The organism is Herbiconiux dendrobii, from assembly GCF_052048175.1.
Lineage (GTDB): Bacteria > Actinomycetota > Actinomycetes > Actinomycetales > Microbacteriaceae > Herbiconiux.
In genome coordinates this window covers 493,768-512,658 of sequence record NZ_JBLZQV010000002.1, presented here as the reverse complement: position 1 = coordinate 512,658, position 18,891 = coordinate 493,768, and the positions used below count along the sequence as shown (strand labels likewise).

Below are 18,891 nucleotides of genomic sequence, written 5' to 3'. Positions count from 1 at the left end.
CCTCCCGCCCGCCCGAAAGCGGGCCCGGCACAGAGCATTCGGAGCGCCGCGCGCATCCGACTGCCCGCACCCCCGCCCTGCCGGGAGGCGGGCTCGAGCCGGGATCAGCGGGAGGCGGGGGGCGCTCCAGTGCTGTCGCGGGAGGCCAGGCGCTCGAGCATCGCGTTGTACTCGCCGAGCTCGGCCTCGTTCGTGCGATCGGCGTTGCGGTCGCGGCGCTTGGTCTCCTTCTTGTCGCTGCGACTCCACTGCACGGCGACGATCAGCGCCAGGATGAAGGTCGGCACCTCGCCGATGCTCCAGGCGATCCCGCCGCCGTTCTGCTGGTCGACGATCGCGCTCGGTCCCCAGTCGCGCCCGGTGGCGCCGAACCAGTCGGCCAGCAGCAACCCGTTGCCGCCCATCAGCGCGAGCCCGAAGAAGGCGTGGAAGGCCATCGTGATCAGCAGCAGCAGCAACCGGAACGGATACGGCAGCTTGTACGGCACCGGATCGATGCCGATCAGCGCCTGCACGAACAGGTAACCGACGATCAAGAAGTGCACGATCATCCACTCGTGCCCGATGTGGTTCTCGGTCGCCCAGCGGAACAGCGGCGTGTAGTAGAACGCCACCAGGCTCGTGGCGAAGAGCACCCCGGCCACGATCGGGTTCGCGATCACGGTGGCCACCTTCGAGTGCACCCCGAGCAAGATCCACTCCCGGATGCCCCGCGTGCCGTCGTTCCGCTTGCGGACGGCCCGCAGAGCCAGCGTCACCGGCCCGGCGGGCACGAGCAGCAGCGGCACCATCATGCTGAGCGTCATGTGCCCGGCCATGTGCACGCTGAACAGGAACTTCTCGTAGACGTTGAGGCCGCCGTTGGTCACGTAGAACAGCAGCAGGATGCCTGCGATCCAGAGCACCGTGCGGTACCACGGCCACCGGTCGCCACGCCGGTGCAGACGGATGACGCCGGCCAGGTAGAAGAAGATCGCGAAGGCGCACACCAGCACCCAGATCAGGTCGAAGTTCCACTGCGTCAGGAACGTCTCGGGCGTCAGCTCGGGCGGCAGCACCGATCCGGTCAGGATCTGCGCGGCCGTCTGCGTGGTGGCGACGGTCTCGGGCACCGGCGTCGCGGTGCGGGCGAGCGCCGCCGCGAAACCGGTGGCGATGCCCATGAAGCCGAGTTCGGCCACGACCAGCCACCAGAAGTGGCGACGGTTGCCGGTGCCTTCCAGACGCCGGATCACGAAGCGCCGGTGGAACGCCCCGAACACGCCGAGCGCGATCAGCGCGCCCACCTTGACGAGCACGAGCAGCCCGTAGGGCGTGGTCAGTCGGTCGAGCGAGCCCACCCGCAGTTCGGCGCTGACGTACCCGGATGCGGCGACCACCACGAAGCACACGATCGCCACGCTGGAATAGCGGGCCACCACATCTACGAGGCGGGGGGTGTCGAGCTGACGGCTGAGCAGCACGATCACGAGCAGGCCGCCGAGCCAGGCGGCGGCGAAGATGAGGTGCAGGCCGAGGGCGGTGATGGCCACGTCGTGACCGTCGACGCCGGCCGCGTGGCCCTGCTGGGCCATCGGGATCAGCGCCACCACCGAGAGCAGGCCCACGAAGAAGAGCGCCGTCTGGTTGCGCACCGCGAAGCAGAGAACGGTGAGCACCGCGCCGATCAGGGTGGTCTGCAGCCAGGCCTGGCCGAGCGCGATCTGGGTGAGGAACTGCCCGAGGCCCTGGCTGAAGGCGTCGTCGAAGCTGAGCGCGCGGGCGGTGACGCTGAGGTAGTTGAAGAAGCCGGTGAGGGCGGCGGCCACCGTGAACAGCGCCGCGGATCCGGCGGCCACGTCCAGCGCGCGACCGTAGGCCGTGCTTCCCGGCGGGATCGCGAACAGCACCAGGCCGAGAGCGCCGATCATGCCGGCCGCCGAGATGTTCACGAGCATGCTCGAGATGGGCAGTCCGAAGCGCACGACGGCACCCGGGTCTTCCAGCAGCTGGGGTGCGGCGCCCCCGCCGATGGCCAGCGCCACCAGCAGTGCCACGACCGACACCGCCACCAGGGTGGCGGGCCCGGCGACACGCACGACTCTCAGCACCCGTCCACTTTACGCGCCGCATCCTGAACCCCCGCCCGGTGCCGGCAAGTCGCCCCGGGCATCACCCGGCATGCAGAAAGGGCGCCGACCGAAGTCGACGCCCTTCCGGAAATGCAGTACTACTTGGCGGCAGCCTTCAGCTTGGAGCCGGCCGAGATCTTCACGGAGTGGCCCGCGGGGATCTCGATGGTGGCACCGGTCTGGGGGTTGCGGCCGGTACGAGCGGCACGCGAGGTGCGCTCGACAGCGAGCCAGCCCGGGATCGTGACCTTCGTGTCGGAAGCGACCGAGTCGGCCAGCGTGGAGAAGAGAGCGTCAAGAACCTCGTTGACGGAAGCCTGCGTCTGGCCGGAAGCGGCGGCGACGGCTGCGACGAGCTCGGTCTTGTTGAGTGACTTGTCAGCCATTTAAGGTGTCCTCCTCGGACCTTTTCGCTACGAGTTGTAGCTGTTTACTAGGAACGGTCCCGGCCACCAGGGCCAGTGCTGTTGGTCGTACGACCGTGGGTAATTTACCAGCTGGACTTCGTAATGCCCGGCAATTCGCCACGGTGCGCCATGTCGCGGAAGCGAACACGGCTGATTCCGAACTTCGTCAGCACACCGCGGGGGCGTCCGTCGACGGCGTCGCGGCTGCGCACGCGGATCGGCGAGGCGTTGCGGGGGAGCTTCTGCAGACCGAGGCGAGCGGTCTCGCGCTCCTCGTCGGTCGACGTGGGGCTCACGAGAGCCTTCTTCAGCTCGAGGCGCTTCGCGGCGTAGCGCTCCACGATGACCTTGCGCTGTTCGTTACGGGCGATCTTGCTCTTCTTAGCCATGTGTTACCGCTCCTCTCGGAAGTCGACGTGCTTGCGGATGACCGGGTCGTACTTCTTCAGCACGAGGCGGTCGGGGTCGTTGCGACGGTTCTTCTTGGTCACGTAGGTGTAACCGGTGCCCGCCGTCGAGCGGAGCTTGATGATGGGACGGACGTCCTGCTGCTTTGCCATTAGAGCTTGATCCCCCGTGCCTGGATGTCCTTGACCACGGACTCGATGCCGCGAGCGTCGATGACCTTGATGCCCTTGGCGGACAGGGTCAGGGTGACGTTACGGCGAAGCGACGGCACGTAGTACGTCTTCTTCTGCACGTTCGGGTCGAAGCGCCGCTTGGTGCGACGGTGCGAGTGCGAGATGTTGTGACCGAAGCCGGGAACGGCTCCAGTCACCTGGCACACTGCTGCCATTGTTTCCTCCATTGGTTACCGTGAGACGAGTGCCTCACCCAAGATGACTTGTCGACAAGCCCGCCACCGATTCTCTCGAACCGGGCAGGCTCGCAATGGGCGGAGGATTCCACCCAACCTGAGTAGCTTAGGACAGACAGCCGCCTGCAGCAACTCGAGGTCGGGCGCGGGCTCTTGTGTGGACGATCATCCACACGCTACGATGTGGACGATCATCCACATACGCGGATGTGCACGAACGTCCACAGGAGCCCCATGTTCAAATCCGCCCGGCAAGTCGGTGGCTATGTGCGCGAGCTCCGATTGGAGCGCGAACTCACCCAGGCCGAACTCTCCGCACGATCCGGCGTATCGCGGGAGTGGCTCGTCGCCTTCGAGAAGGGAAAGCCGAACGTTGACCTCGCCCGTGTGCTAGATGTCTTGGCGGCGCTCGACATGACGATCGACATCATCCCGGATGCGCGCGATGGCGCGAACGACGACCTCCTGCGGCGCCTCTTCGAGGAGGGTGCGGAATGAGCGAACGACTCGATGTCTACATGGATGGCCGGTTCTGCGGAGTGGTCGAGCAGACCGCACGTGGAGGTCTGAGCTTCGACTACGACGAGGCGTATCGTCATGACACCGCGTCGACGCCGCTATCGCTCTCGATGCCCCTCTCTCGTGCTCACCACCGCAATTCCGCGATCCGCCCCTACCTCTCCGGGCTGCTGCCCGACAACGACGAAGCGCTGGCTGCGATCGGACGGCAATTCGACGTCTCGCCCGAGAATCCGTTCGCTCTGGTGCGCAACGTCGGGCTCGACGTAGCCGGGGCGATTCAGCTGGTGCCCGAGGGGGAAGCGGCCCCCGACGCCGTGCTGCCGCGCGGCGGGGTCGAACCGATGGACGAAACCGCGATCGAGGCGGAACTCGATGCGGTCGTCTCGGAGTATCGCGATGGACTGCCGTCGCCTGAACTGACCCAGCGCTTCAGCCTCGCAGGCGCCCAACCCAAGATCGCACTGCACAGGATGCCCGACGGATCCTGGGCGCGACCATCCGGATCGACGCCCACCACACACATTCTGAAGCCGGCGGCCGGGTCCTTCCGGCGTATCGATGTCGTCGAGCACGTCACGATGAGAGCTGCAGCCGCCCTCGGGCTCACAGTCGCGACCTCTGAGCTCGCCACCTTCGGCGAGCGCCGCGCATTCGTCACCACTCGATACGATCGGAGGTACATCGACGGCCGGTGGCTGCGAATCCATCAAGAGGATCTGTGCCAGTCGCTGGCGGTGCCTCCGCAGAAGAAGTACCAACGATCCGATGGCGGCCCGGGGGTCGGAGCGATCGCATCGCTGTTCCGATCGCTTCCGGTGAGCGCGGATCGCACCGCGGCCGCTCGGTCGTTCTTCGACGCGCTCGTTTTCAACACCGTACTCGAGTGCACGGATGCTCACGCCAAGAACTACTCGGTCATCCTGCTGGGCGATCGAGTACTGCTGGCGCCGCTTTATGATCTGCTCACGTTCGCGCCCTACCGCACGGGGGCTACGACCTATTCGGCGATGCAGGTCGGCGGTGAGTACAGGTTCTCGGCGATCGGACTGACGCAGATCGTCAAGGCAGCGGGCACGCTGGGCATCGATTCGGACTACGCAGAAGCAGTACTGGAACGCATCCGCGATGACGCGATGGGCGCTTTCGAACAGGCCAGAGATGAACTCGGGGATGTCGATGCCGACACTCGACGCATCGCCGACGAAGTCGTCGACGCCGTCGCGAAGCTTCCGAGCCTCACTCGGCTGGCTTAGGAGCCAGGACTACTGCGGGGGGACGCAGGCCGAGCAGAAGCCGAAGACGTCGACCACGTGCTCGGGGCGGCTGAAGCCGTGCTGGGTGGCGGTGCGGTGGGCCCACTCCTCCACCTCGTCGGCCTCGATCTCGACCGTGAGGCCGCAGCTGCGGCAGATCAGGTGGTGGTGGTGCGCCAGCGAGCAGGCGCGGTAGAGCGCCTCGCCCTCGGGCGACTGCAGCGAGTCGGCCTCGCCCTCGTTCGCCAGGTCGGCGAGCGCGCGGTAGACCGTCGCCAGGCCGATATGCGAACCGGCCTGCGCCAGCGAGGCGTGCAGACCCTGCGCGCTCACGAAGCCCATCTGCGTGCCGAGGGCCGAGCGCACGGCCTCCCGCTGCCAGGTGTTGCGCTTCACGACCATGCCGACCCCTTTCCCGAACGGTACAACGCTAGCCCGCACGGCTGGATGCCGCCCGGGATCATGCGGTCACCGCATCCGCTCGCCGTCCGGAGAGACCGCGACGACGCCGGCCCGCCGACACCAGCCGGCAGACGAGGTAGATGAGGAACGAGATGGTGGTGACGTAGGGGCTGATCGGCACCGAGGCGCCGAGCGCCAGCAGGATGCCGCCCACCAGTGACACCACCGCGAACAGCGTGCTGAGCAGCGGTACCGCGATCGGCGACGAGGAGATGCGCAGCGCCGCCGCCGCCGGCGTGACGAGGATCGACAGCACCAGCAGCGATCCGACGATCTGCACCGACACCGCCACCGCGAGCCCCAGCAACAGCATGAACACGATGGAGAGGGCGCGCACCGGCACCCCGCGCGCGGACGCGACGTCGGCATCCACGCTCGCGAAGGTGAGAGGCCGCCAGATCAGCAGCAGGCCCAGCACCACGACGATCGAGATGGCGATCAGCGAGTTGAGCTTGGGGTCGTCGACGGCCACGATCTGGCCGGTCAGCAGGCCGAACCTGTTGGCCGAGCGCCCCGGATACAGCGACAGGCACAGGATGCCGAGCCCCAGCCCGAAGGGCATCAGCACGGCGATGATCGAGTTGCGGTCGCGCGCCCGGGAGCCCAGCACGCCGATGATCGACGCGGCCACGAGCGATCCGATGATCGAACCCTGCACCACGCCGACGCCGAAAAGCAGGCCCGCCGCGGCGCCCGCGAAGGAGAGCTCGCTGATGCCGTGCACCGCGAACGCCATGTCCCGCGACATCACGAAGACGCCGATCAGGCCGCCGACGACGCCGAGCACGGCACCCGCGATGATGGAGTTCTGCAGCAGCACGAGCAGTTCGCCGTAGTCGGTGAAGTCGAAGATCTGCGACCAGAAGTCGCCGCTCACGAGGGGCGCCCGTCGGAGGCTGCGCCGGGGGCGAGCCCGTAGGAGTGGCCGTTTTCGTGGGAGAGGCCGTGGCCGTGCGCGGGCCCGTGCTCGTCTTCGTGCACGTGCGCGTGGTCGGGTGCGCCCACCACGATCACGCGGCCGTGGGTGCGGATGACGTCGACGCGCGACCCGTAGAGCTCGCTGAGCACCTCGGTGCGCAGCACCTCGTCGGGGGTGCCGATGCGGAAACCGCCGCCGGCCAGGTAGAGCACCCGGTCGACCATGTTCAGGATCGGGTTGACGTCGTGCGTCACGAACAGCACGCCGAACGCGCGCTCCCGGCGCTGCCGGTCGATCAGCTCGCTCACCGCACGCTGATGCGTGAGGTCGAGAGAGAGCAGCGGTTCGTCGCAGAGCAGCAGGCGGGGCGATCCGGCCAGGGCCTGGCCGATCCGGATGCGCTGCTGCTCGCCGCCGGAGAGCGTGGAGACGCCGACGTTCGCGTAGGCGGTGGCGCCGACCGCGGCGAGCAGCTCGTCGACCTCGCGACGACGGGCGGTGGAGGGCACGGGGATACCCCAGCGATGGCCGCTCAGGCCGAGCGCGACCAGGTCGCGGGCGCGCAGCGGAGTGCCGTCGTCGGCGAGCTTCTGCTGCGGCACGTAGCCGATCCGCCGGTCGCCGCGCCGCCCCGGTTCGCCGAGGAACCGGATGCTGCCGCCGGAGAGCCGCTGCTGGCCGAGGATCACCTTCAGGAGGCTCGATTTGCCCGATCCGTTGGCCCCGAGCACGGCGATGAACTCGCCCGGCCGCACGTCGAGATCCAGCCCCGACCAGAGTGTGCGCTCCCCGAAGGCGAGCGAGGCGCCGCGCAGCGACAACACCGGATCGGCCGGCACCACGGGGGCACCGGCCGACTCGGGTCGAGGGCTGCGGGTCACGGGGAAACCCTACTGGGCGAGCGCTTCGGCTATGGCATCCAGGTTGGCCGTCATCCAGCTGAAGTAGTCGTCGCCGTCGGGCAGGGTCTCGGTGACGGCGACGACCGGGATGCCGTTCTGGTCGGCCGCCTCGACCAGGGCGTCGGTCTGAGGGCCACCGGTCTGGGCGTTGTAGACCAGCAGGGAGACCTGCTTCGAGTCGAAGAGGGCGAGCGTGTCCTGCAGCACGATGGCGGGAACGTCGGTGTCTTCCTCGATGGCCTCGCTGAAGGCATCCGGAGTCTTGTTGTCGAGACCGATCGCCTCGAGCAGGTAGAGCGGAACCGGCTCGGTGATGGCCACTCCGGTGCCGGCCGCGGTGGTCTTGAGCTCGGCCTCGGTGCTCTCGAGGGTCGCCAGCTGCGCCTGCACGCTCTCGCCGTTGGCCTGGAACACGGATGCTTCGGCCGGGTCGGCCGCCGAGAGCTCGGCCACCAGCTGGTCGACGACCTTCGACACGGTGGGGAAGTCGTACCAGACGTGCTCGTTGAACTCCCCCTCGGCCGGCTCCTGGTCGTAGCCGGAGAGGTCGGAGGCGTTCAGCACCACCGCGTCGGGGTTGCCGGCGGCGGAGAGCATGGTGTCGATGAAGTCGTCGTAGCCGCCGCCGTTCTCGATCACGATCTGCGCCTTCGAGAGCGCGAGCTGGTTCTGCGCGTCGGCCTGGTACTCGTGCGGATCCTTGTCGGGGCTGTCGATGATGCTCGTCACGTCGACGAAGTCGCCGCCCACGAGCTCGGCGAGGCTGCCGTACACGTTGGTGGAGGCGACGACGCGCACGCCGTCACCGCTGGCGGAGGCCGCGCCGGTGCTGCTGCCGGCACCGTCGGCCGAGGAGCCGGACGCGCAGCCGCTCAGCACGAGCGCCGAGGCGGCGAGGGCGGCGGCGGAGAGGAGAATGCGTGATTTCACGAAAGAGCCTGTCTATTTCGGGGACGGCTCCACCGTAGCTAATTGATAATGATTTTCAAAATCAGTGCGGCACCGCCGCGAAATGAGGCTCAGTCGAGCAGGAGGGCGGGCTCCTCGATGATCGAGGCGACGTCGGCCACGAAGCGGCTGGCCACATCGCCGTCGACGACGCGGTGGTCGAAGCTCGCGCCGATGGTGGTGACGAAGCGGGGGCGCACCTCGCCGTCGACCACCCAGGGCTTCTGCTTGATGGTTCCGAGCGCGACGATCCCCACCTCACCGGGGTTCAGGATGGGGGTTCCGGTGTCCATCCCGAACACGCCGATGTTGGTGACCGTGATCGTGCCGTCGGCCATGTCGGCGGGGGAGGTGCGGCCCTCGCGCGCCGTGATGGTGAGCTGCTCCAGGGCGCCGGCGAGCTCGCGCAGCGACATGTCCTGCGCATCCTTGATGTTCGGCACGATCAGGCCGCGCGGCGTGGCCGCGGCGATGCCGAGGTTCACGTAGTTGCGCACGACGATCTCTTTGTCGGTCCAGGCCGAGTTGACCATGGGGTTCCGGCGCACCGCCCAGATCATGGCCTTGGCCATGATGAGCAGCGGGGAGATCTTCACGCCCACGAAGTCGGGCGAGGTCTTCAGCCGCTTCACGTACTCCATCGTGCGCGTGGCATCGACGTCGACGAAGAGCGAGACGTGCGGCGCCGTGAACTTCGACGCCACCATCGCCTTGGCGATCTGCTTGCGCATGCCCTTGACCGGGATCCGCTCCTCCCGCACCGGCGCCCACTGGGGTGTCTCGATGTTGTGGAAGACCTTCGCCTGGTCGGCGTGCCGGATGACGTCCTCCCGCGTGATGTCGCCGATCAGGCCCGTGGGGACCACCTCGTTGAGATCGACGCCCAGGTCTTTGGCGAGCTTGCGGATGGGCGGCTTGGCGATGACGGGCAGCCCCGCGATCGGCTGCGGCACCCGCGCGGGACGGGTGGACGGGCGGGCGGCGCCGGGCGCTTCACCGATGGCCGGGATGGCGGCGCGGGCGCCGCTGCGGCCGGTGCGCCGGCTCGAGACATGCCCCTTGATGCCGTAACCGACCAGAACCGCTCCGGGCTTCTCTTCGGCGGCGGCCGTCGACTGCGCCGAGGCGGCGAGCGTCGCGGCCGCGGTGGGATCGGGGGAGACGGATGCGGCAGCGGCCGCGCCGCCCACACCCGCACCGCCGGACGCGGCGGCCTCGTGCCGGTCGACGGGCTCCGGCGCCGGCGGCGCCTCCTGGCCGTCGGTGGCCGTCACCGTGATGATCGGCGTGCCCACGTCGACCGTGGCGCCCTCCTCCACGAGCAGGCCCTCGACGGTGCCTGCGAAGGGCGAGGGCAGCTCGACGAGTGACTTGGCGGTCTCGATCTCGACGATCACCTGATTGATCGCGATGGTGTCGCCGGGCGCGACCTTCCACGAGACGATCTCGGCCTCGGTGAGGCCCTCGCCGACATCCGGGAGGTGGAACTGGGAGCTGGTCATGGCAGGTCTCCTCCTGGCCCTAGTGGGCCATCACCCGGTCGACGGCCTCCATGACGCGGTCGGCGTCAGGGAGGTAGAGCGTCTCGAGCTTGGCGGGCGGGAACGGGGTGTCGAAGCCGGAGACCCGCAGCACGGGAGCCTGCAGCGAGTAGAAGGCGCGCTCCGAGACGGTGGCGGCGATCTCGGAGCCGAGGCTCACGAAGCCGGGGGCCTCCTGCGCCACGACCAGACGGCCGGTCTTGGTGACCGACTCGATGATCGGCCCGTAGTCGATCGGGCTGAGCGAGCGCAGGTCGATGACCTCGGCGCTCACCCCCTCCTCGGCGGCGATCTCGGCGGCGGCCATCAGCACGCTCACCATGGCTCCGTGGGCCAGCAGCGTGACATCCGTTCCCGTGCGCACCACGCGCGAGGCGTGCAACGGCGCCGCGGTGCCGGCGAAGTCGACCGGCCCCTTGGGCCAGTAGCGGCTCTTGGGCTCGAAGAACATCACCGGGTCGTTCGAGGCGATCGCCTCTTGGATCATCCAGTACGCGTCGTTCGGCGTGGACGGGCTCACCACGCGGAGGCCGGCGGTGTGCGCGAAGTACGTCTCCGGGCTCTCCTGGTGGTGCTCGACGGCTCCGATGTGCCCGCCGTAGGGCACCCGGATGACCACCGGCATCGAGAAGGCGCCCGATCCGCGGTTCGTCAGCTTGGCCAGCTGGCTGGTGATCTGGTCGAAGCCCGGGTAGATGAAGCCGTCGAACTGGATCTCGCACACCGGCCGGTAGCCGCGGAGCGCGAGGCCGATCGCGGTTCCGACGATGCCGGACTCCGCCAGGGGCGTGTCGACGACGCGATCCGTGCCGAACTCGGCCTGCAGGCCCTCGGTGACGCGGAAGACGCCGCCGAGCCGGCCGATGTCCTCTCCCATCAGCAGCACCTTGGGGTCGTCGGCGAGCGCCTGGCGCAGCCCGGCGTTCAGCGCCTTGGCCATCGGCAGCTCCTCCACGCGTGAGGAGCCGGAGGAGCCTGCCGTGGGCGCGCCGGCCCCGGATGCCGTGGCCGTGCCGGTCAGATCGGTGACGCTCATGCCTGGTCCCCTTCGAACGAAGCCTCGTACCGTTCGAGCCAGAGCTTCTGCTCCTGCATCACGGGGTGCGGCTCGGAGTACACGTGGTCGAACATGATCGAGGCCGGCGGCGGGGTGAGCGCCAGGGTGCGGTGCCGGATGTCGGCCGCGAAGTCGTCGGCCTCCTCGGCGGTCGCGGCGAAGAACGCGTCGCCCTCGCCGAGCGAACGGAGGTACTTCTCGAACCGGATGATGGGGTCGCGCGCCACCCAGTAGTCGTACAGCGCCTGATCCTGGTACTTGCTGGGGTCGTCGGACGAGGTGTGCGCGCCGATGCGGTAGGTGAGCGCCTCGATGAACTGCGGGCCGTTCCCGGCGCGCGCCTCGTCGAGGTGCTTCGCGGTGACGGCGAAGCTCGCGAGCACGTCGTTGCCGTCGATCTGCACGCTGGGCACCCCGAAACCGCGCGAGCGCAGGTAGAGCGGGATGCGCGACTGCACCGACACCGGCACCGAGATGGCCCAGTGGTTGTTCTGCAGGAAGAACACGTTCGGGCTCTGCGCCGAGGCCGAGAACACGAAGGCCTCGCTCACGTCGCCCTGCGAGGTGGAGCCGTCTCCGAAGTAGGCGAGCACGGCGGCATCCACGGAGTCGTCGCCCGTGCCCACCACGCCGTCGCGCTGCATGCCCATGGCGTAGCCGGTGGCGTGCAGCGTGTGCGAGCCGATGACGAGGCAATAGCCGTGGAAGTTGCCGTTGGCCGGGTCGGTCGGGTCCCAGCCGCCGTGCGTGTTGCCGCGCAGCAGCTCGACGATCGAGAGCAGGTCGATGCCGCGCACATGGGCCACCGCGTGCTCGCGGTAGGAGGGGAAGATGTGGTCTTGCGGCTTCGCGGCGAAGGCGGAGCCCACCTGGGCGGCCTCCTGGCCGTGGCTCGGCACCCAGAGCGCCATCTGGCCCTGGCGCTGCAGGTTGGTGCCCTCGTGATCGAAGCGGCGCACCACGGCCATGTGGCGGTAGAACCGCCTCAGGTCGTCGTGGCTGAGGCGATCGAGGTAGGAGGCGTACTCCTCCGCGCTCTCGCTCGGCGCGAACTCGCCTTCCGGGGTCAGGAACTGCACCGTGGCCTCGGTGGCGGGCCCGGCGGTGGGGTTCGCGATGATGGTGTCGGCCATCCGGTTACCTCGCAATCTCTTCGGCGGCGGACAGGACGTTCTCGACCGACTCCTGCTCGCCGATGGTGAGCCGCACACCGTCGGGCAGGTAGGCACGGGCGACGATGCCGTGCCGGAGGAAGGTCTCGGCGGCCTCCTGGCTGCGCTCGCCCGTGGGGAACCAGACGAAGTTGCCGTGCGGTCGGGGGATGTCGGTGTGCCCGAGCTCCACCAGCGCGTCGTAGACGGCGTCGCGGCGGGCGGTGATGTCGGCGACGCGCGCGCGCAGCTCCTCGCTGCGGTCGAGCGAGGCGACGGCGGCCACCTGGGCCTGGTCGGTGAGGCTGAGCGGGATGATCGTGGTGCGGGCCGCGGCGAGCACGGCGGCCGGGCCGATTCCGTAGCCGATCCGCAGCCCGGCGAGCCCGTAGGCCTTGGAGAAGGTGCGCAGCACGACGAGGTTCGGGTAGCGGTGGGTCAGCTCCCGGCCGTTCACGGCGGCCGGATCGGTGACGAACTCGGCGTAGGCCTCGTCGAGGATGACCAGCACGTCGCTCGGAACCTTCGCCATGAAGGTCTCGAACTCGGCCTTCGTGACGATCGTGGAGGTGGGGTTGTTGGGGGTGCAGACGATCACGAGCCGCGTGCGGTCGGTGATCGCGGCGGCCATCGCGTCGAGGTCGTGGCGGTGGTCGGCGGTGTTGGGCACCGGCACCTGCACGGCGCCCGGGATGACCGTCATCCACGGGTAGGCCTCGAACGAACGCCAGGAGTAGACGACCTCGTCGCCCGGGCCGGCGGCGGCCTGGGTGAAGTGGGTGAGCAGGGCCACCGAGCCGGCGGCCACGATGACCTCCTCGGGCTCGACACCCCAGTCGGCGGCGAGCCGGGCGGTGATCTCGGGGGCGCCGGCGTTCGGGTAGCGGTGCAGCTGACGGGCGGCGGCATCCACCACCTCGAGCACGCCGGGCAGCGGATCGAAGGGGTTCTCGTTGGAGGAGAGCTTGAAACCGCCCACGGCCGCCTTGCCCTGCTTGTAGGAGGGCAACGCCAGGATCTCAGGGCGGAGCTTCACGGGGGGCGACGCAGCGTCGGAACGCGCTTCCAGGGGGCCGGAACTCATTCGTTCATCTTAGTTCGCGCTGCGAAAGCGGCCCGGGAATATGTTCGCCTGTGGACAACCCGGGAAGCGGCCTGTGGAAACGCACCGGACGCCGGGCCGGTCAGCGCCGGTACGCCTCGACGAAGAGCTCGCCGCGAAGCGCTCCGAGCACGGCTGCGAGCTCGTCGACGAGCTTCGCGGTGACCCCCGACACGACCAGGTCGTGCGGCCCGAGCGCGAGCAGCGGGCGGCACCGGATGCGCACGACCTCCCAGCCCGCTTCGCGCAGCAGGCGGTCCTTGCGACGATCGGTGTCCTCCCTCGGGCCGACGTGCTCGAGGCCGAACCGGCCGACGGTGTCGTACTCGAGCGCGATCCGCAGTTCGTCGATCACGATGTCGGGCCACACCTCGTGGCGCCCGAAGAACGGCCGGCCGACCGCCACCGCGTTGGGGGTGAGGTCGAAGGCGAAGTGCTCGCCGAGCCGCTGCCGCAGGCCGGCCTCGACGGCGGAGGCCGGTCGAGGTGCCCGCGCACTCCAGAACGCCGTCCCCGGTGGACGGCGCACGTCGAGGGTGCCCTGGGCGGAGGCCCGGCGCGTGGGCGCCGGCGGTTCGACCGCGGCGCTGGGCGTGACGCGCTCGGGCTCTTGGCCGAGCGGATGCCCGCGCTGGGCCACCACGCGGGTCGGCACGGCCAGCTCGGCGCACACCGGGCACCACACCGAACGCCGGCGCCTCCCTCCGCTCGGCCGGCTGCGCTGCTCGCTCGGCGTCGCCACGAACAGGTGCCCGGCGTCGCACTGCCAGGTGAGGTACACGTCGGCCGCCGGCGGGATCTGGCTGAGGGTGCGCCCGGCGTTGAACTCCGGATGGTACTGCCGCACCAGCACGGGGTACCGCCGCCAGGCCTCCCGGTAGCGCCCCACCGGGTAGGGGGTCTCGCACCCTTTCGACCGCTGCCGCCGCTCCCACCACGCGGTCACGTTCTCGGGCACCCCTCCTCCTTCCTCGCGCAGGACGCACTTCCCCACTCGGCACGGACCGTCTCCTGAGACGCTAACCACCACCTCCGACATCCCTCCCGAGCGCCCCGCTTCCGGACCAGCGCCCCGGATGTCGGACGCCACGAGTAGCGTGCGAGCATGCCGACCTCCTGCGCCCTGGCCGGTGCCGATCCCGCCTCGCCGTGCAGCGCCGACGGCCGCCCGGCCGGGTCGCCGCTCGCCCTCTGCCGGGGCCATCTGCAGGAGGCCTACGAGTGGATGGCGGGCGAGGTGGGCGTCACCGACGTGCTGCCCTCGCCCTGCGTCGCGTGCGGCTCCCGGCTCGGCGTGCGCTACCCCTCCGGCTGGCTCTGCGCGCGCTGCGACTGGCAGCACGGCGAGCATCCGGAAGATGGATCGGCGCCGGTGCTCGTGGAGGTCGTCTACTACTTGCGCTTCGGCGACCGGCTGAAGATCGGCACCTCGGGGAACCCGCGGAGCCGCCTCGCCCAGCTGCGCTACGAAGAGCTTCTCGCCTTCGAACGCGGTGGCCGCGCCCGCGAGCAGTCCCGCCATGCCCAGTTCGCCGAGCACCGCCTCACCGGCGAATGGTTCGCCCTCACCGGCGACTTGGCCGACCACGTCGCCGCTCTCACGGCATCCGGAGACGACCCCTGGCAGCTCCTCGCCCGCTGGCGCAGCGAGGCCGAGGCCCTCCGCGGCCGATAAGATGAACAAAGTTCATATTGCGCTAAACGGTGGAGGAAAGGAAACGCAGTGTCAGGTAGCCCGCTCACCCGCCTGCGCGCCTTCTTGGGGATCGGCGGTCTCGCGAGCTTCCACCGCCTCGAGCGGCTGGTCGCCTCGACGCCGTTGCGGCCGACGACCCCGGCCGCCGTGGCCGCTGAGCTCGCCGCGATCGACGACCTCCGTCTTTCGGCCGCCAGCCGCTCGTGGACCGACGACGACCTTCGTACCTTCTGCGTCACCGCGCACGCGGCCGCCACCCGCACCCTCGGTCAGCGTCCCTTCCCGGGGCAGCTGGTCACCGCTCTGGCGCTGTTCCGCGGTCACGGTGTACAACTGGCCACCGGCGAAGGAAAGACGCTGGCCGGAGCGATCGCCGCGATCGCCTTCGCCCTCCACGGCCGCCGCGTCCACGTCATCTCGGTGAACGACTACCTCGCCCGGCGCGACGCCGAGTGGATGAGCCCGCTGTTCGAGGCCTTCGGAGTCGCGGTCGGCTGGATCGCGGCGAACCAGGCCCCGGATGAGCGGCGGCGCTCCTACGCCGCCGACGTCGTGTACGTCTCGGCCTCCGAACTCGGCTTCGACGTTCTGCGCGACCGCTTCCACGTGGAGGCCGAGCCGGGCCCGATGGTCCGACCCGATGTGGCCCTCGTCGACGAGGTCGACGCCGTGCTGATCGACGAGGCCAGCACACCGCTGGTGCTCGCTTCGGCGAGCGCCGAGGGCTCGCACGGCACCGACGCCCGCTGCATCGCCGCGGCGGTGGCCACCCTGAGAGAGCACGAGCACTTCGAGATCGACGCCGATCGACTCAACGTCTCCCTCACCGAGCGGGGCACCTCGGCCGTCGAGCAGAACCTCGGCATCGCCAACCTCTTCGACTCCGGATCCCACGACCACCTCACGGCGGTCAACCTCGCTCTGCACGCACGCACCCTGGTGCATCGTGACGTCGACTACCTCGTGCGCGAGGGCCGGCTCGAGCTGATCAGCGCCGCCCGCGGCCGTGTCACCACCGCCCAGCGCTGGCCCGACGGCCTGCAGGAGGCGATCGAGGTCAAGGAGGGCTTGCACCCCAGCGTCGTCAGCGAGGTGCTCGACTCCCTCACCGTCCGCGCGCTGATGTCGTCGCACGCCACGGTCTGCGGGATGAGCGGCACGGCCCTGGCCGTCGCCCCGCTGCTGGCCGAGGGCTACGGCTTCACCACGGGCGAGGTCGCCTCCCGCGTGCCCTCGCGGCGAATCGACCGTCCCGACCGCCTGTTCCGCACCCCCGCCGAGAAGCACACCGCCCTTCTCGACCGCATCCGCACCGAGCACGCGACCGGCCGGCCGATCCTCGTCGGCACCGCCAGCGTCGCGGCGTCGGAGCAGCTGGCACAAGCCCTTTCCGCCTCGGGCATCGAGGCCGCGGTCTTGAACGCCAAGAACGATGCCGAGGAGGCCGCCATCATCGCCCGGGCGGGTGAATACGGCCGGGTCACCATCTCGACCCAGATGGCGGGCCGGGGAACCGACATCCGTCTGGGCGGTCCCGACGAGAGCGATCGCGAGCGGGTCGCCGCGCTCGGCGGCCTCAGCGTCATCGGCGCCGAACGCTACGACAACGCACGGCTCGACGCCCAGCTGCGCGGTCGGGCCTCCCGGCAGGGTGATCCGGGCTCCAGCGTCTTCTTCGCCAGCCTCGAGGATGCCGTGGTCACCACCCAGCTCGACCTCGTGTCGGACGAGTACTCGACCGCGCTCGAGGCCGGCGGGCTCGACCGCGCGGCCGGCATCCTGAACCACGCCCAGCGGATCGGCGAGGCCTCCCGCGAGCAGCTGCGCGCCAGCACCCTGCGGTTCTCCGAGGCGCCGGCCCGCCAGCGCGCCGCCGTTCTGCGGCTGCGCACCGCGGTGCTCGAGCAAGGCCTGAGGCACGCGTCCGGTGCCGAACCGCTGCTGAGCGCCGCGGCCTCACGTCACCTCGCCGAGCTCGAGGGGGAGTTCGGCGCCGCGGCGGCGGACCGTTTCGCCACCCGCACCGCACTCTTCCATCTCGACGAGACCTGGTGCCGGCACGCCGCCGTCCTCGCCGACGCCCGCGAGGGCATCCACCTGCGGTCCCTGGCACGCGACAACCCGCTCGACGAGTACACCAAGATCGCCCAGCGGGAATTCGAGTCGTTCCTGCCCGAGGTCGCCGGCGCGGTGGAGGCGGCCATCGGCCGGGCGGTCGCCGATCACGACATCCGCCGCGATCCGCCGGCCTTCCTCCGCCCCGGCTCCACCTGGACGTACATGGTCACCGAAGACCCGTTCGGCTCCCCGGAGAAGCGCCTCTGGCGCCGCGCGTCGACCTCACTCCGGCGGTTCCTGCGCTGAGGGGCGCGTGGGCCACTCCGCGGCCAGGATGCCGAACACGAGGGTGTCGGTCCACTCGCCCTTGAAGTACTCGTCCTCGCGCAGGTGCGCCTCCTGACGCATCCCGAGGCGGGTCAGGAGGCGAGCGGATGCCCCGTTCCGGGCGTCCAGGCGGGCCACCACGCGGTGCAGGCCGAACGGGCCGAAGGCGAGGTCGAGCATCGCACGGGCGGCCTCGGTGGCGTAGCCGTGACCCTCCACGTCGGCAGCCATCGCGTAGCCGAGCTCTCCCCGGGCATCCGTCTCGCTGTCGTACTTCAGCAGCATCTCGCCGATCACCCGGCCGCCGGCATCCTCCCCGCTGTGCTCACCCGACCCGCCGTCCGGCAGCTCCATCGCCAGCACGAGCCACTGCCCCGGCTCGAACACCACGCCCTGCCGGGTGCGCGCCTCGAGCGCCGCCTGGGTCTGCGAACGGGTGCGCGCCGGCCACGGGATGTACCGCACCACCTCCGGATCGCAGTGGAACCGCAGCAGGTCGTCGAGGTCGTCGAGCCGGTGCGGTCGCAGGCGCAGACGCGGCGTGACGACGGGGTACGCGGGAGCCCAGGGAACGGTGACCATGCATCGACTCTGCCGCATCCGGATGGGATAGTGGTGGCATGCGCAGATTCCTGGTCTCCCTCATCGCCAATGCGATCGCCCTGTGGCTCACCACGCTGATCGTCGCCGGGGTGAAGATCGACCCGATCGGCGACGGCGGAGCGTTCGAGACCGTCATCACCTACCTGCTGGTGGCGCTGGTGTTCGGCATCATCAACGGCTTCGTCGGCTCCGTCATCCGGGTGGTGGCGTTCCCGCTGTACATCCTCACGCTCGGCATCATCTCGCTGTTCGTGAACGCCCTGCTGCTGTGGCTGGTCTCGGTGGTCACCGGCTGGTTCGGCTTCGGCCTCACGCTGGAGAGCTTCTGGTGGACCGTGCTCGGCGCGCTGGTGCTCGCCATCCTCTCGGCCATCATCGGCGCCATCCTGCGCCCGCTGGCCGGCCGCCGCAACCGCTGACCCGCGGTACCGGATGCGAGAATAGGCAGCATGCCCCGACACGCCGCGGAATCCACTCCGGAGGAATCCACTGACGACGACTTCACCGCCGGGGCCTTCCGCGTCTGCGTCGTCTGCACCGGCAACATCTGCCGCTCGCCGATGGCCGAGGTCGTGTTGCGCGACCTCGTCGATCGCGCCGGCCTGACCGGCCGGGTGATCGTCAGCTCCGCCGGGACGGGGGAATGGCACGTCGGTGAGCACGCCGATCCGCGCACCGTGGAGGCGCTCCGGGCCCGTGGCTACGACGGCTCCGCTCACCGCGCGCGCCAGTTCGAGAGCACCTGGTTCGACGATCTCGACCTCGTGATCGCCCTCGATCGCAGCCACGAGCGGGTGCTGCGCTCCTGGGCCCGCTCCGAGGAGGACCGGCAGAAGATCCGCCTGCTGCTCGGTTTCGACCCCGACTACGCCGGCCGCCACGACGTGCCGGACCCGTACTACTCCGATGCCGCCATGTTCGACTCGGTGCTGGCCATGATCGAACATTCCAGCGCCGCCCTGTTCCGTCAGCTCGAGCCCGCGTTCCGCCGTTCCCCCGCGCTCTAGATCCTCCG

General features: G+C 69.7%; 21 protein-coding genes. 6 read left to right on the top strand and 15 right to left on the bottom strand.

The genetic code is table 11. The features are described from left to right. Positions 1 to 104: 104 nt before the first annotated feature. The 5 genes from ACN4JJ_RS07345 to rpmB all read right to left on the bottom strand — a co-directional run bounded on the left by ACN4JJ_RS07345 (position 105) and on the right by rpmB (position 3,314). Positions 105 to 2,090: a bifunctional copper resistance protein CopD/cytochrome c oxidase assembly protein gene (locus tag ACN4JJ_RS07345; protein ID WP_440709253.1), complete on the bottom strand. Its 1,986-nt coding sequence runs from the start codon at positions 2,088 to 2,090 to the stop codon at positions 105 to 107. Between the two features lie 119 nt (positions 2,091 to 2,209). Beyond that, a complete protein-coding gene (locus ACN4JJ_RS07340) occupies positions 2,210 to 2,497 on the bottom strand; it encodes an HU family DNA-binding protein (protein ID WP_066039861.1) in 288 nt (95 codons plus the stop codon). A gap of 104 nt (positions 2,498 to 2,601) precedes the next feature. Next, positions 2,602 to 2,907, bottom strand: a complete 306-nt coding sequence (gene rpsN / locus ACN4JJ_RS07335) for a 30S ribosomal protein S14 (protein ID WP_440709252.1) — start codon at positions 2,905 to 2,907, stop codon at positions 2,602 to 2,604. 3 nt (positions 2,908 to 2,910) lie between these two features. Continuing rightward, positions 2,911 to 3,078: a 50S ribosomal protein L33 gene (rpmG, locus tag ACN4JJ_RS07330; RefSeq protein WP_022897487.1), complete on the bottom strand. Its 168-nt coding sequence runs from the start codon at positions 3,076 to 3,078 to the stop codon at positions 2,911 to 2,913. Beyond that, entirely contained in the window at positions 3,078 to 3,314 is a 237-nt protein-coding gene (rpmB, locus tag ACN4JJ_RS07325) for a 50S ribosomal protein L28 (protein ID WP_259525652.1), read from the bottom strand. Before rpmB ends, rpmG begins: the two co-directional genes overlap by 1 nt. Positions 3,315 to 3,569: 255 nt before the next feature. On the opposite strand from rpmB, the gene ACN4JJ_RS07320 reads away from it, so the two are divergent. Next, positions 3,570 to 3,833, top strand: coding sequence for a helix-turn-helix domain-containing protein (locus ACN4JJ_RS07320; RefSeq protein ID WP_440709251.1), 264 nt, complete (start codon positions 3,570 to 3,572; stop codon positions 3,831 to 3,833). Then, positions 3,830 to 5,110 (top strand): type II toxin-antitoxin system HipA family toxin, encoded by a 1,281-nt coding sequence (locus ACN4JJ_RS07315; protein ID WP_440709250.1) that lies wholly within the window; start codon positions 3,830 to 3,832, stop codon positions 5,108 to 5,110. The genes ACN4JJ_RS07320 and ACN4JJ_RS07315 overlap by 4 nt, the downstream gene beginning before the upstream one ends. 9 nt (positions 5,111 to 5,119) lie before the next feature. Here ACN4JJ_RS07315 and ACN4JJ_RS07310 read toward each other — a convergent pair whose 3' ends face one another. The 9 genes from ACN4JJ_RS07310 to ACN4JJ_RS07270 all read right to left on the bottom strand — a co-directional run bounded on the left by ACN4JJ_RS07310 (position 5,120) and on the right by ACN4JJ_RS07270 (position 14,150). After that, positions 5,120 to 5,512, bottom strand: a complete 393-nt coding sequence (locus tag ACN4JJ_RS07310; RefSeq protein ID WP_440709249.1) for a Fur family transcriptional regulator — start codon at positions 5,510 to 5,512, stop codon at positions 5,120 to 5,122. A 58-nt stretch (positions 5,513 to 5,570) separates the two neighbouring features. Beyond that, the gene (locus tag ACN4JJ_RS07305; RefSeq protein ID WP_440709248.1) at positions 5,571 to 6,449 is read right to left on the bottom strand and encodes a metal ABC transporter permease; all 879 of its coding nucleotides are present in this window, start codon (positions 6,447 to 6,449) and stop codon (positions 5,571 to 5,573) included. Then, on the bottom strand, positions 6,446 to 7,330 hold the full coding sequence (locus ACN4JJ_RS07300) for a metal ABC transporter ATP-binding protein (protein ID WP_440709566.1): 885 nt from the start codon (positions 7,328 to 7,330) through the stop codon (positions 6,446 to 6,448). The genes ACN4JJ_RS07305 and ACN4JJ_RS07300 overlap by 4 nt, the downstream gene beginning before the upstream one ends. A 51-nt stretch (positions 7,331 to 7,381) precedes the next feature. Continuing rightward, the gene (locus tag ACN4JJ_RS07295) at positions 7,382 to 8,323 is read right to left on the bottom strand and encodes a metal ABC transporter solute-binding protein, Zn/Mn family (protein ID WP_440709247.1); all 942 of its coding nucleotides are present in this window, start codon (positions 8,321 to 8,323) and stop codon (positions 7,382 to 7,384) included. 89 nt (positions 8,324 to 8,412) lie between these two features. Beyond that, positions 8,413 to 9,843: a dihydrolipoamide acetyltransferase family protein gene (locus ACN4JJ_RS07290; protein WP_440709246.1), complete on the bottom strand. Its 1,431-nt coding sequence runs from the start codon at positions 9,841 to 9,843 to the stop codon at positions 8,413 to 8,415. Between the two features lie 19 nt (positions 9,844 to 9,862). Then, on the bottom strand, positions 9,863 to 10,822 hold the full coding sequence (locus ACN4JJ_RS07285; protein ID WP_440709565.1) for an alpha-ketoacid dehydrogenase subunit beta: 960 nt from the start codon (positions 10,820 to 10,822) through the stop codon (positions 9,863 to 9,865). A 92-nt stretch (positions 10,823 to 10,914) separates the two neighbouring features. Further along, positions 10,915 to 12,072, bottom strand: a complete 1,158-nt coding sequence (locus tag ACN4JJ_RS07280; RefSeq protein ID WP_440709245.1) for a thiamine pyrophosphate-dependent enzyme — start codon at positions 12,070 to 12,072, stop codon at positions 10,915 to 10,917. A gap of 4 nt (positions 12,073 to 12,076) precedes the next feature. Beyond that, positions 12,077 to 13,174 (bottom strand): histidinol-phosphate transaminase, encoded by a 1,098-nt coding sequence (locus ACN4JJ_RS07275; RefSeq protein ID WP_440709244.1) that lies wholly within the window; start codon positions 13,172 to 13,174, stop codon positions 12,077 to 12,079. Positions 13,175 to 13,274: 100 nt separating this feature from the next. Further along, complete coding sequence (locus ACN4JJ_RS07270) at positions 13,275 to 14,150, bottom strand: putative endonuclease domain-containing protein (RefSeq protein WP_440709243.1); 876 nt, start codon at positions 14,148 to 14,150, stop codon at positions 13,275 to 13,277. Positions 14,151 to 14,297: 147 nt separating this feature from the next. On the opposite strand from ACN4JJ_RS07270, the gene ACN4JJ_RS07265 reads away from it, so the two are divergent. After that, a complete protein-coding gene (locus tag ACN4JJ_RS07265; protein ID WP_440709242.1) occupies positions 14,298 to 14,867 on the top strand; it encodes a GIY-YIG nuclease family protein in 570 nt (189 codons plus the stop codon). A gap of 48 nt (positions 14,868 to 14,915) precedes the next feature. Further along, positions 14,916 to 17,252, top strand: coding sequence for an accessory Sec system translocase SecA2 (gene secA2, locus ACN4JJ_RS07260; protein WP_440709241.1), 2,337 nt, complete (start codon positions 14,916 to 14,918; stop codon positions 17,250 to 17,252). Here the strand turns inward: secA2 and ACN4JJ_RS07255 are convergent. Next, positions 17,229 to 17,855 (bottom strand): GNAT family N-acetyltransferase, encoded by a 627-nt coding sequence (locus tag ACN4JJ_RS07255; protein ID WP_440709240.1) that lies wholly within the window; start codon positions 17,853 to 17,855, stop codon positions 17,229 to 17,231. The two genes, secA2 and ACN4JJ_RS07255, sit on opposite strands and share 24 nt — an antisense overlap. Before the next feature lie 38 nt (positions 17,856 to 17,893). Here ACN4JJ_RS07255 and ACN4JJ_RS07250 point away from each other — a divergent pair, with 38 nt between their 5' ends. Both ACN4JJ_RS07250 and ACN4JJ_RS07245 read left to right on the top strand, forming a co-directional pair. Then, on the top strand, positions 17,894 to 18,295 hold the full coding sequence (locus tag ACN4JJ_RS07250; RefSeq protein WP_440709239.1) for a phage holin family protein: 402 nt from the start codon (positions 17,894 to 17,896) through the stop codon (positions 18,293 to 18,295). Positions 18,296 to 18,325: 30 nt separating this feature from the next. Then, positions 18,326 to 18,883: a low molecular weight protein-tyrosine-phosphatase gene (locus tag ACN4JJ_RS07245; RefSeq protein WP_440709238.1), complete on the top strand. Its 558-nt coding sequence runs from the start codon at positions 18,326 to 18,328 to the stop codon at positions 18,881 to 18,883. Positions 18,884 to 18,891 lie beyond the last annotated feature (8 nt).

Coding starts and splice junctions, on each gene's coding strand:
- ACN4JJ_RS07310 (WP_440709249.1), bottom strand. CDS start 5,512: ATGGTCGTGAAGCGCAACACCTGGCAGCGGGAGGCCGTGCGCTCGGCC.
- ACN4JJ_RS07290 (WP_440709246.1), bottom strand. CDS start 9,843: ATGACCAGCTCCCAGTTCCACCTCCCGGATGTCGGCGAGGGCCTCACC.
- ACN4JJ_RS07280 (WP_440709245.1), bottom strand. CDS start 12,072: ATGGCCGACACCATCATCGCGAACCCCACCGCCGGGCCCGCCACCGAG.
- ACN4JJ_RS07275 (WP_440709244.1), bottom strand. CDS start 13,174: ATGAGTTCCGGCCCCCTGGAAGCGCGTTCCGACGCTGCGTCGCCCCCC.
- ACN4JJ_RS07340 (WP_066039861.1), bottom strand. CDS start 2,497: ATGGCTGACAAGTCACTCAACAAGACCGAGCTCGTCGCAGCCGTCGCC.
- ACN4JJ_RS07320 (WP_440709251.1), top strand. CDS start 3,570: ATGTTCAAATCCGCCCGGCAAGTCGGTGGCTATGTGCGCGAGCTCCGA.
- ACN4JJ_RS07250 (WP_440709239.1), top strand. CDS start 17,894: ATGCGCAGATTCCTGGTCTCCCTCATCGCCAATGCGATCGCCCTGTGG.
- ACN4JJ_RS07285 (WP_440709565.1), bottom strand. CDS start 10,822: ATGGCCAAGGCGCTGAACGCCGGGCTGCGCCAGGCGCTCGCCGACGAC.
- ACN4JJ_RS07265 (WP_440709242.1), top strand. CDS start 14,298: ATGCCGACCTCCTGCGCCCTGGCCGGTGCCGATCCCGCCTCGCCGTGC.
- rpmG (WP_022897487.1), bottom strand. CDS start 3,078: ATGGCAAAGCAGCAGGACGTCCGTCCCATCATCAAGCTCCGCTCGACG.
- ACN4JJ_RS07255 (WP_440709240.1), bottom strand. CDS start 17,855: ATGGTCACCGTTCCCTGGGCTCCCGCGTACCCCGTCGTCACGCCGCGT.
- rpsN (WP_440709252.1), bottom strand. CDS start 2,907: ATGGCTAAGAAGAGCAAGATCGCCCGTAACGAACAGCGCAAGGTCATC.
- rpmB (WP_259525652.1), bottom strand. CDS start 3,314: ATGGCAGCAGTGTGCCAGGTGACTGGAGCCGTTCCCGGCTTCGGTCAC.
- ACN4JJ_RS07245 (WP_440709238.1), top strand. CDS start 18,326: ATGCCCCGACACGCCGCGGAATCCACTCCGGAGGAATCCACTGACGAC.
- ACN4JJ_RS07315 (WP_440709250.1), top strand. CDS start 3,830: ATGAGCGAACGACTCGATGTCTACATGGATGGCCGGTTCTGCGGAGTG.